The 11175-nt window shown below is 60.3% G+C and carries 10 protein-coding genes and 3 pseudogenes; 6 read left to right on the top strand and 7 right to left on the bottom strand.

Annotation, left to right across the window (positions count from 1 at the left end; translation table 11 throughout):
• From AC3YOG_RS19875 to pdxR, 4 genes and pseudogenes are all read right to left on the bottom strand, one after another.
• A pseudogene (locus AC3YOG_RS19875) lies at positions 1-563 on the bottom strand (IS3 family transposase); the annotation flags it as partial.
• A 540-nt stretch (positions 564-1103) separates the two neighbouring features.
• A pseudogene (locus tag AC3YOG_RS19870) lies at positions 1104-1448 on the bottom strand (PhzF family phenazine biosynthesis protein); the annotation flags it as partial.
• A 66-nt stretch (positions 1449-1514) separates the two neighbouring features.
• The gene (locus AC3YOG_RS19865; RefSeq protein ID WP_489936359.1) at positions 1515-1886 is read right to left on the bottom strand and encodes a PhzF family phenazine biosynthesis protein; all 372 of its coding nucleotides are present in this window, start codon (positions 1884-1886) and stop codon (positions 1515-1517) included.
• 467 nt (positions 1887-2353) lie between these two features.
• On the bottom strand, positions 2354-3772 hold the full coding sequence (gene pdxR / locus AC3YOG_RS19860; RefSeq protein WP_489936349.1) for a MocR-like pyridoxine biosynthesis transcription factor PdxR: 1419 nt from the start codon (positions 3770-3772) through the stop codon (positions 2354-2356).
• Positions 3773-3901: 129 nt separating this feature from the next.
• On the opposite strand from pdxR, the gene AC3YOG_RS19855 reads away from it, so the two are divergent.
• From AC3YOG_RS19855 to AC3YOG_RS19845, 3 genes are all read left to right on the top strand, one after another.
• Complete coding sequence (locus tag AC3YOG_RS19855; protein ID WP_489936358.1) at positions 3902-5038, top strand: DJ-1/PfpI family protein; 1137 nt, start codon at positions 3902-3904, stop codon at positions 5036-5038.
• Positions 5039-5060: 22 nt separating this feature from the next.
• Positions 5061-5636 (top strand): dihydrofolate reductase family protein, encoded by a 576-nt coding sequence (locus tag AC3YOG_RS19850; RefSeq protein ID WP_489936348.1) that lies wholly within the window; start codon positions 5061-5063, stop codon positions 5634-5636.
• A gap of 94 nt (positions 5637-5730) precedes the next feature.
• Positions 5731-6183, top strand: coding sequence for a DoxX family protein (locus AC3YOG_RS19845; RefSeq protein ID WP_489936347.1), 453 nt, complete (start codon positions 5731-5733; stop codon positions 6181-6183).
• Positions 6184-6302: 119 nt separating this feature from the next.
• On the opposite strand, the gene AC3YOG_RS19840 is transcribed toward AC3YOG_RS19845, so the two are convergent.
• On the bottom strand, positions 6303-6644 hold the full coding sequence (locus AC3YOG_RS19840) for a winged helix-turn-helix transcriptional regulator (RefSeq protein WP_489936346.1): 342 nt from the start codon (positions 6642-6644) through the stop codon (positions 6303-6305).
• 118 nt (positions 6645-6762) lie between these two features.
• Here AC3YOG_RS19840 and AC3YOG_RS19835 point away from each other — a divergent pair, with 118 nt between their 5' ends.
• The gene (locus AC3YOG_RS19835; RefSeq protein WP_489936345.1) at positions 6763-7146 is read left to right on the top strand and encodes a nuclear transport factor 2-like protein; all 384 of its coding nucleotides are present in this window, start codon (positions 6763-6765) and stop codon (positions 7144-7146) included.
• 107 nt (positions 7147-7253) lie between these two features.
• Here AC3YOG_RS19835 and AC3YOG_RS19830 read toward each other — a convergent pair whose 3' ends face one another.
• Positions 7254-8015 (bottom strand): SDR family oxidoreductase, encoded by a 762-nt coding sequence (locus AC3YOG_RS19830; protein WP_489936344.1) that lies wholly within the window; start codon positions 8013-8015, stop codon positions 7254-7256.
• Positions 8016-8673: 658 nt separating this feature from the next.
• Here AC3YOG_RS19830 and modB point away from each other — a divergent pair.
• On the top strand, positions 8674-9354 hold the full coding sequence (modB, locus tag AC3YOG_RS19825) for a molybdate ABC transporter permease subunit (RefSeq protein WP_489936343.1): 681 nt from the start codon (positions 8674-8676) through the stop codon (positions 9352-9354).
• Between the two features lie 94 nt (positions 9355-9448).
• On the opposite strand, the pseudogene ligD reads toward modB, so the two are convergent.
• Positions 9449-9613: pseudogene (gene ligD / locus AC3YOG_RS19820) on the bottom strand (non-homologous end-joining DNA ligase LigD); the annotation flags it as partial.
• A gap of 694 nt (positions 9614-10307) precedes the next feature.
• On the opposite strand from ligD, the gene AC3YOG_RS19815 reads away from it, so the two are divergent.
• Positions 10308-11162, top strand: coding sequence for an SH3-like domain-containing protein (locus tag AC3YOG_RS19815; protein WP_489936342.1), 855 nt, complete (start codon positions 10308-10310; stop codon positions 11160-11162).
• Positions 11163-11175: the final 13 nt, after the last annotated feature.

Below are 11175 nucleotides of genomic sequence, written 5' to 3'. Positions count from 1 at the left end.
TGGTGGAACCTTGAGCCCCTCTCGCCGCCAGATCCGCTCCACCCGCTTGTGGTTCACCACCCATCCAGCGCGATGCAACATCGCCGTGATCCGACGATAGCCATACCGGCCATACTGGGTGGCAAGCTCGATGATGTCGGCGGTCAGAGCCGCTTCATCGTCGCGGGTTTGGGGAGCCGTGCGCTGGGTGGATCGATGCTGGCCCAGAACCCGGCAGGCTCGCCGCTGCGAGATGCCAAACCGGGCAACAACATGATCCACACAAGCACGGCGGCGAGCGGGGCTTAGAAGTTTCCCCGGGCGGCCTCGGCCAGCACCATCTTGTCCAGGGTCAGGTCCGATACGGCCCGGCGCAACCGCGCATTCTCGGCCTCGAGCTCTTTAAGCCGCTTCACCTGGTCGCCCTTGAGGCCACCATACTCCTTGCGCCAGCGATAATACGAGACTTCCGTAACCGCTATCGCCCGGACAGCTTCCGCCACCGTCTTCCCCTCCGAAGTCAGCACGTCAACCTGACGAAGCTTGGCGACAATCTCTTCAGCCGTAGGCCGTTTCCTGGGCATCTGCATATCCTTTCCAAATGGGAGCTTCCCATACTTCAAAAAGGACCACTTCTGTGGGGGCAGACCACCGGCAAAGACCTCGTAGGTCCAACGGCCAAACAGGAACGCGCCTGCGCGACCGTAGATCTGACCAAGGGCGTCAGCAGCCTCCGCGTCGAACAGGGGAGCGGCCCACCCTCCCCGCTCGAAGCCATCGCGCCGATCTTCGTCACCGCCGCCTAGTCCCTGCATGACACCGTCGAGGGTAAGCATTGTGGTAGTTGTGAGCTTCATTGCTGGTTTCCTTTCATCGTCGGCAAGGCGCCCTGATTGGGGGGTGGAGAACTCCAAATCGAGTTCCGTTTCCTCAAGTGGCTGCGCCTCGCCCGCTGATAAAGCTGCGGTCAAACGGCAAGTATGGTTGGCATTACGACCACCCCTGCGCCCGAGAGTTCCGGTTCGGGCGTCAAGTCTACCTTCAGGATGCTCCGCCTCCCCATCTTGGTCCCCCTGCTCTATTTCCACGGTCCTGGAGACCACGCCTTCATGGGCAAGATAGGCAGCAAGAGGACCCGCAGCGGTTCCGGTGGCGGCATCTTCCCAAAGGCCCACTGTGGGATTGAAGAACCGCGCGTAGACCTGGATCGGTTGGCTAAGGTTCAGCGCGTAAACGTAACATCCCTCGGCGCCGACACTTGCCAGCACCCCGAGCAGTTCCTTGGTCGAGGGCTCCGCCCTATCCACGGCCGACGCGTCTCGGAGATAGACAAGCAGATGCGACTCGCCTGTACTTGCCGCAATAGGTCTAGGCTGCGTGCCGACATCGTCCTCTACCAATCCCAATGCTGCAGCAAGTCCCCGACCGTCCGCCAAGTCGGTACCTAGCTGGAGCGCTGATTGCTTCATGCGTCCGAAGAGCCGCCCTTCAACATTGCAAAGTTCAATCGGCAGAACCTCCTCGCCGATCTCCTGCTAACATCTCAAAGGTGACGAAAGCTCTCCTAGCTTTCCGTGTTCGGCAAGCCACAGCCACGCACCAAGCGCATTGTGGCCCGCGCCCACGACCTCGGAACCGGCTGCGGTAAACGACCTGAGATTTAGGTCTGCTCGCTCACTCCGCATCAAGAACGTCGTCTCCGACTGGTTAAACTCACGCGCGATGTCACGCATCTCTGCTTCCGTGAGGTCATCCGCGCCCTCGACAAGGGCTAAGGGGTTGCCGGTCAACGGACGGTCGGCAAATACGTCTATAAGCCCGGCATTCAATGCTATGATCTGAGATCGTGCCGACACTGCAATCCTCCTCCGTATGACACCGGGTTGACCTGTACGGGCCCAACACATGAGCCACTCAACGAAAGGCTTGCGGTTTGAAACGTCATTCCCCATTCCAGCCGTACTCGACAGTAACGGTATCCGCATCATTCCCGACCTGGCAGCAATGGTGGACCGGTATGTGCGTGACCACGCTGGCCGACATCAAAAACCGTTACGGCACTCGTACCGCCAAGGTCGTGGCCATGCAGCTACGCCCCTTGTTGATGATAACGCGCGGACGATAGGCTATTGGCGTGCGAGGACTGGTTGAAGTACCAGTTTCAACCTAATCAACCAGTCCAATTCCACGAGGCGAAAGTGATGCCGAGCTTTCGGACCCATAGCCGGTAAGGCTCAGATAGCCGCGCATTCTCCGGCAATTCTTCACTTTGCCCAACACGCAGGCGCCTCTAGGGGCCAATGTCAGAAGAACAAGCGGCCGCTTTGCATTGCAGATTAAGGTGACTGGCGAGGCGAGCGAACTAGCTTAAGCTTCAGAAGCAGGTGCGAAGCCGGCGTAATCCTTCTTCGATCCGCTCGATGGTGATGCCTCCATAACCAAACATGAGGCCGGCCCGGGCGGTACTTCCGACGGCGAACGACGACACGCGGTTGACCTCGACGCCCAAGCTGGAGGCGCGTGCAGCGACTGCGGTGAGCTCGTCGACGGATGCCTTGCTCGCCATTGCAGCGATATGCAGGCCGGTTGTTGAAGGCATGGGCTTGAGATGGCCGGCAAAGTCACTGGTTATCGTGTGCACTACAAGCTGATGGCGCGCCGAATAAATCCTTCGTGCCCGCCTGAGATGCCGAACGAAGCCGCCGTCGTCGATCAAACGGGAGAGCGCTGCCTGCTCAAGCGTCGATGCGGTCCAATCGCTGACGTACTTGGCCTTTTGCATTACCGAACGGAGGTTGCTGGGCACGATGACAAAGCCCAACCGCAGCGTCGGCAACAGGGTTTTCGAGAACGAGCCTATATAGATCACCCGACCCGTAACATCCAGCGTCTGCAATGCTTCGAGTGGCCGACCTTCGAAGCGGAACTCCCCTTCGTAGTCATCTTCGATGACCGCCGCATTGTTGCGGCTTGCCCAGTCAAGCAAGGCCCGGCGCCGATCCAGTGCCATGGTGACGGTCAGCGGATATTGGTGGGAAGGGGTCACATATACGGCTTTGACGTCACCCGGTAGCGCGTCGACCATCAGACCGCCTTCGTCCACCGGCACGCCAACAATGCGGGCTCCGGCGCCCTCGAATGCGCGGCGCGACGCTTCGTAACATGGATCTTCAATGGCTACCCGGTCGCCTGGCGAAAGCAGAACACGTGCCACGAGATCGATCGCCTGCTGCGTTCCGCTGGTGATGACGACATCCTCGGCCGCTGAGGCGATACCGCGCGAAACACCAACATGCCGCGCAATCGAAGTTCGAAGCCCCGGGTGGCCTGCCGGCGAGGGATAGATGCCGCTGCCAGTCTTCTCGATTTCACGCAGCGCGCCCAGGATCAGCTTGCGCCAATGCCTATGCGGAAATAGCGAAACATCGGGAATTCCCGTCCTGAAGTCGAACAATGCCGCCCGGTCGAAGGCCGTGGGCAAGGGAATGGCATCCCATATCGGACGCGGAGCGAGAACCTGACGACCGGCCTCCTGGGGCTGCCACGCCGACGCTTGCACCGAAGCTCTCACAAACGTACCTGCGCCTTGCCGCGATTCAATGAAGCCGTCCGCCGCCAATCGCTCATAGGCAATCACAACCGTTGCCCGGGCAACGCTGAGGGTCCGGGCCAGTTCACGAGTTGCCGGCAAAGCATCCCCGGGACGCAGTATGTTGCTGATGATTGCACGCCTCGTCTGGCGGTAGATTTCCCCACTCAGATCGTCGCGGCCAACCAGATCGATATGCAGCATCCGTCCACCAACTGGTCTGGTTGTTTCTGACAGAATTGGACCTTCTACCAGTCCGTCCGCACGATTAGGAAGAGCCAAGTTATTTGGGGATGACCCGTGGTAAAGTTGGTTGCCGCAGTATTTGCAGGAATGTTGGTTGCCGGCATGGTCGGCTTTGGCGCCTGGCTATGGAGCCTGCCGCCGACGGCATCGCTCACGCCTGCTCCTCCGTCTACCACCGAGGAGCAGGCATTGCTGAACGCGCTCCGGCCGGCTCACCCTGGTCGACCGACAATCGCAGTCATCGGCCTCAACGATGCCACCGAGGTCACCGACTACATCTATCCGACGGGCGTTCTGCGACGTGCCGATGTCGCTGACGTAGTCATGCTGGCGGCGGCCGCAGGACCAGTGCAGCTGTATCCGGCCCTTACCGTGCAACCGGACGAGACCGTTGTCGAGTTTGACGCCAGACTTCCGCACGGCGCGGACTATGTCATCGTACCGGCGATGAGCCGGGACGATGACCCGACGGTGGTCGCGTGGCTGCAGGAGCAGTCCCGCAAAGGTGCAACCATCATCGGCGTATGCGCCGGTGCTAAGGTCGTCGCGGCTGCTGGCTTGCTGGACGGCAAGCACGCCGCCACCCACTGGTACTTCCTGCGCGACCTGCTGAAGTTGCATCCCGACATTAAATACGTCCCCAATCGGCGCATGGTGATGGACGGCAACATCGTAACAACAACCGGCATCTCCGCATCCATGCCGATGATGCTGACGCTGATCGAAGCCATCGCCGGGCGGACCAGGGCCGAAGAGGTTGCGCACAGACTCGGTATGGAGCATTGGGATGCCCGGCATGCCAGCGGTGCGTTCAGGTTCACCCGCGAGTTCGCAAGCCGGGTGCTCGGCAACACGTTGGCCTTCTGGAACCGGGACAAGCTGGGGATCGCCCTTGAGCCCGGCATAGACGAACTTTCCCTCGCCATGGTCGCTGACGCCTGGTCGCGGACCTATCGGTCGCGTGCCGTCACCTTTGCCGAAGCAGGGGAAATCCTCAGTCTTGGCGGCATCCGCATCCAGGCGGACATTGCGGCACCGGAATGGCCCGCTGACGACACCGTTTCGGTGTTTCCGGGCAAGCCGGTGGCCGTCGCCTTGGACCAAACCCTGATTGATATCGGCAGGCGCTACGGCGAAGGCACGAGCGACATCGTCGCTATGCAACTCGAGTATCCTAGACCCGATACGGGTCCGGTCGGCGGCCGAATGCCAGTCACCGAGTAAACATACCAATGGAGGATAGCAGATGTCGCGAAAGCTGGTCGTGAGTGCCTATGTTTCGCTGGATGGCGTCATCCAGGACCCGGTCGGAATGGAGAATTCCGGCCTCGGGAACTGGGTGGGATCTTTCAGTCGTGGCCCCGAGGGCGATGAGCTCATCCATCAGGAACTCTGGGATGCAGATATCACGCTGATGGGTCGCACGACCTATGAGGGCTTCGCTGCGGTCTGGCCGACCATCAATGATCCGGCCGGTTTCGCCAAAAAGCTCAATGCGATGCCGAAATACGTCGCATCCAATACCCTGCAACGGGCGGACTGGAACAACACTGCCGTGTTGTCCGGTGACGTGGCCGGACAAGTGCGCAAGCTCAAGGACGACGATGGCGGCGATATCCTTGTCTATGGCAGCGCGGGGCTGGTGCACTCGCTGCTGCCGCATGGCCTGGTCGATCAGGTGCATGTGCTGCTCTATCCGATTGTTCTTGGTCGCGGCACGCGCCTGTTTCCTGGCGGCTACGCCGCCCGATTTGACCTTCGGGACCTCAAACAACTCGGCTCCGGGATCGTCCACGCCGTATACGCGCGCACGGCGGCGTAGCGCCACCGAGATGGCAATGTTCTCGCCTGTCGAAAGCGAGGTGGCTCGATCGTCATGCAGAGGCAAGCCCTAGCCATCAATTTGGAGGCCCCCCATGATCAGCACACTCGCAGTCCTTGCGGCCAGATTGATCTTCGCCGCGGCGTTCTTGATCGCCGTGATCTTCAAAGTCACCGCCATAGACAACACCGCCGCAGCTATTGGCTCAATCGGCTTTCCCTTCCCACACGTCTTCGCGTGGGCCGCCACCCTGTTCGAGCTTGGTCTTGTCCTCGCTTTCTTGACAGGTGCCTTTTTCCGGGAGGCGGCGGCGTTTGCGGCCCTTTATGTTCTGTTCCTCGGCTTTGCATTCTACGGGCCTCCCTCTTGGCAGGGGAACCCGGTGCAAATGGGGTTTTTTATCAACCATCTCACCTTCATGGCCGGCTTTCTGTTGGCCGCGGTGCATGGACCGGGCAGGATGCTGACTCTCGCTTCGAGGGCGTCATGGCGCGCAAGATCAGCTCACGACACCGATAGTCGTTCATCAGGCAAGTGGAGGGCATAATGCTCAGGCGCACTTTCCTGTCACTGCCTGCAGCGCTGGTGCAGCTCATTGCCGTGCCGACACAAGCCCAACACGCCGACCAGCCGCACCAGGGGCGACCAGATGGTGGCAGATGAACACTACTGCACAGGGGGCTGCAATTGCCGGCGGTAAAGGATCCCCCATTCATGCAGCCCGGCGAGGACGGGCGCCAGGGAATGCCCCAGCGGGCTTAGTTCGTATTCGACCCTGGGGGGAACTTCGGCGAAGACGGTCCTGACGACGACGCCGTCCGCCTCCAACTCTCGCAGCTGCAGCGTGAGCATCTTCGCCGTCGATCCGGGAACCAGTTGGTGAAGTTCGCCAAGCCGCCGTCCACTCAGCAGTGCATAGAAAATCAGGGGTTTCCACACGCCGCCCACAACGGAAAGTGTTGCCTCTATCGGGCATCCCGTTCTCTGCTCAGACCGCTTCCAACGCATCGCATTACTTTCAAGAATGGTACTCGCAGCCGAACTTGTGCGTACTTGTTCGTGCCCGCCGCTTCACTCAGTTTGCCGACACAGCCGCCAGAATGGCGGCAATCGGGAGTGCTGACATATGAGCTTAGCCGACGAGAACAAGGCGTTCATCCGGGAAATGGTCGGAGCAAAGAGGCGCCTCGAGGACTACCCCGGTCGCTTCGACGACGACCTCGTCATGCATGAACCAGCATCCCTGCCTTTTGGGGGGACATATCGGGGCTTGGGTGAGTTTCAGAAGTTCTACCCCGCGGTGCGGGCGTTCTATGACTTCGACCGCTTTGAGCTGCTTGGCGTCTACGGTGACGGGGATATCGTGTTTGCCACCATTCGTGCAGGTCTGGCCGGTTCTGCCGGGACCATCCATTTGGCGGAGCAGTTTCGTTTTTCCGGAAGCATGCTGGTGGAGGTTCGCTTGCACATTTGCGATGACGATCCCGCAGCCACGCACCTGCGCCGATGAGAGCGGCATCCTGTCTGGAGACCGGACCGGCCTCCCTCTTTTGGGGTGGGCTGCTGCCCGTCCGCTCCGAAGTTCGCCATACCACGAAGCGGACATGTGCAGGTTGTCTATAGAAGACGAACAGACATGCCGCCGTCCACTACCATTGGCGTACCAGTCATGAAGCCTGCTCGGTCTGAGAGCATGAACAGGGCCGCCTGAGCAATTTCCTTCGGCTGAGCCATGCGCTTGATTGGATGAAGTCCCGAAACAAACGCGAGCACCTCATCGTTGCCTTCGCCTCCTGCGGCAGTGACGGTGCCGCCTGGCAACAGCGCGTTGACGCGAATGCCTTCAGCTGCGTGTTCTGCCGCCAAAGACTGAACCAAGCCGTTCATTCCGGCTTTGGTCGCCGCATAGGCGCTCATGCCCGGCATGCCGCCATTGCTGAAGCCGACAAATGACGAGGTAAATACGATCGCACCGCCGCCACGTTTTTGCAGTGCGGGTATTTGAGCCTGCGCGGCGTGGAACGCCGATGTCAGATTGACAGCAACGACCGAGTTCCAGTTCTCGATGGTCATGGCAGCAATTGGCGTCATATCGCCCACGATTCCTGCATTGTTGAAGGCTCCGTCAAGCCCGCCAAACTCCCGCTCGGCGAGCTTGACCATCGACGAGGCGTACGAGGCGTCGGAAACATCGCCGCACAGGAGAACAGCGCGTCCACCATTACCCTGGTTGATCTCGTCGGCCAGCACTGTCAGTTCATGCTGTCGACGTGCGCCAAGGATGACGTTGGCTCCCTCCTGGGCAAAAAGCCGTGCTGCCGCGGCTCCTATGCCACTGCTGGCACCGGTGATGATGATGTTCTTGTTTTCCAGTTCCATGACCAAGCTCCTTACTGTCGGTCATGTTGATCTATGTCGCCTCTCTATGAGGAGCGACCCGATTTTGTCGGTGAGTCTGAAGGCCCGTAGAAGCCCATGACCGCAACTGAGAAAATGACCAACGGGGGGTGGTAATCCGACAGTCCGCTTTTGGCGCTCGGATCCACAAACCGGACGCCCCGTGCCTTGTAGGCCCGATCATGCGCTTTTTTTCGCGCCGATAGCGGCGGTCGGGTTCGCCGTCAATGTATTGGGAGCTGGAACGGAGACGACGGGCGTCGTCCAGGTTGATAAAGTGCGCTCATTTGTTGCCCGCGAGCGGGGCGGCACATTCAAGGAACGGGTCGACCCCGAGTTTGTCGGCGTAGTCCTGGAGCGCTTAACGCCGATATCGCTTTCGGGTCTTTAGAGGCTGAATAGGACTGGATGGAGACAGCAGCTTTTGTTCAGTTGAATTGCAAACTTGCTACCCGTGATTCAGGAACTGAGAACTGCTGCTGGGGTCTTATGCACTCTCTTGAAAGTCCCAAGAGCACTGCGGCGAGGAGACAAGGTGGCGTCTGTGTCACGCTGTTGGGGCGAGCCATCAATGCTCCCCTAAGGGTATAGCGCTGGAAATTCGCCGCTGCCCGACATCACCTTTTGCCCAACGGAGGCGATGAACCTGGCTGACATCCTGCAACCCGTTGGGTTGAGCCTGGCGCTGGCGACGTTGACAACCGCCATCCTCCTGGTTGCCGGCACGCCCATAGCCTGGTGGCTGGCGCGCAGCCGCCAGCGCTGGGTGGAGCCCGTGGCGGCGCTCTTGACCCTGCCGCTGGTGCTGCCCCCGACCGTCCTCGGATTTTATCTGTTGCTGGCGCTCGGCCCCAATGGGCCGGGTGGGAGCCTCGCCGCGCTTTGGGGTGGGCGGACGCTCGCCTTTTCGTTTACCGGGCTGGTGATCGGGTCGGTGTTGTCGTCGCTGCCGTTTATGATTGCACCTTTGCGCGGGGCCTTTGCCGCGATCGGCAGCGAGCCGCTGGAATCGGCGCTGTGCTTGGGCGCCAGTCCCTGGCAGCGCTTCTGGCGGGTGGCGCTGCCGTTGGCGCGGCCCGGCTTTGTTTCAGGAGCGGTGCTCAGCTTTGCCCATACGGTGGGGGAATTCGGGGTTGTGCTGATGATCGGGGGCAATATTCCCGGGCAGACCAAGGTTTTGTCCATTGCTATCTATGACAATGTGGAGCGGCTTGACTGGAACACCGCCCACCTGCTGGCGGCGGGCATGGTGGTGTTCGCTTTTGTGGCGATTGTACTGACCACGACGCTCGGGCGCGTGGGGGTGCAAACCGGGCCCTAGGCTTCGGGGGTGCCGACCTCCTTACGCATGGCCGGGGTAATGGCCTGGTCCACCCCGAAATAGCCGGTCCAGGATCGGGCAGTTTGGCGCGCTCGGCCGCCAGCGCCAGGGTGAACTGGTTGGCAGCCTCGGCCGTTTCGAGGTCGTCCCATGTGACGGGTACCGCCGCAGGAGCCCCTTCGCGCGAGCGGCTCGACCAAGGGCACACTGCCGTCGAGCCGCGCCCGGTGCCAACATTGGAGGATCCGTCGCCGCAGATGTAGGGCCGATGAATGCCCCGTTGTTACAGAGTATGCACATAGGTGATCGCGGCAGCTCCCAGTAGTATCTTACAGATGCGTAAACAGCTGAAACGGGGCCGATGCCTGCCAGGGCCGAAGGCGCTTCATTCCGGCCGTACGGAGAACCTCTGTGATTCCCCAAGCGGACATCCACCTGCAGCAGAATCAATGACCGTGGGGCCGGAACAGAAAGTCCCGCCCGCGCGGGCTCGGAGCCCAACCGTCAGCCATGGTGTGAGATTGCCGGTCTCCATCGCCACGCCATCAACAGGCAAGGGTGGCGTTCGTCCTTGCCGCCGGTGTTTCCATGCCCGGCGGGGGCGGCAAGGGCGACCAAGAAGACCATCATTGAAGTCCCCGCTCCCCGTAGACTCCCAATGCTTCTGCGCTTGAACTGCTCGGAACTTGTGAAAAATCAAGGAACGGCGATCGGCAAGCTGCTTTACTGCCCAGGTACAGCGCGGGGATATAGTTCGGACACAACAGATCTCTGATCCGGTACTTCGTGTCCGAACTCCCTATTACCCCCCGATGTCAAAGGCGACTTTGGTGCAGATGAGTTTGCGCCATACGAGATCAGGCCTACGGCGCCACGTCTCGCAGCCGTTTACGTCGACTGCCGTGACCGATGCAAGGCCATCTGTCTCGACTTGAAACGAAGGAGAAAGCGCGATGCCGTCACCGAGCGAAACCCGCAAAATCTACGAAACCGGCACCCAATTGATGCCGGCGATCCATCAAGAGCAAGACTGGCCTTACGAGGTCCCGCATATCCGATACGAGGCCCTTATATGGCCCCCACACGATGTCGGGGGGCAGCCCTGCGCGCCTCAAATATACGAAGAAAAAGAGGATGAGGAGTGGGAGAACAACGCCTACATCACCTGCGAGGTCCTCGGTTTCAGGGGCATGTGGAACGCCGAAGAAAGGCGCCGCATCTATGCCAACGATATAGGCCTGACCCTCTATTACAACTTCCCCTACAACGCACGTTGGATCTGGGGCGCTGCGAAAATGCTGGTCGACAAAGACTACGTTTCGCTGCTCGAGCTTCAGGAGAAGATCGGAGAGATAAGGCAAAGATTGGGGGGAAATGCTGAGCGCGCCGGGCATGCTACGTCAAGCATCAGCGCCGGCGCACAGACCAACGTTAGCACCAACACCGGCAACAGCGGTAAAACCGGAACCGGGCAGCACCCTGACTATGGGCCCAAGGCCCCTTGGGAAGGCACTGGTGAAATCCGGCCTGCCCGCTTCAAGGTCGGCGACCGCGTTCGAGTGAAGGATTTGCCGGCGATATTCTACACTCGTACCCAGAAGTACGCCCGAAACATCACCGGGACGATTGCTGCCCTGACATACCCGGACCTCGTTCCCGCGGACGAGGCCTGGGAACGGTACGACGCCCCCCAGGAGCAGTACTACATCGTCCGGTTCCAGCAGAAGGATCTGTGGGCAGAGTATCCGTTCGAAAACGATACCCTTCAGAGCGAATACCCGGACATGTGGCTCGAGGCCGCGGACTAACCGAAGCATTTGA

It is taken from the genome of Devosia sp. Z6_126 (assembly GCF_058133495.1).
This window is presented reverse-complemented; position numbering and strand designations above follow the sequence as displayed.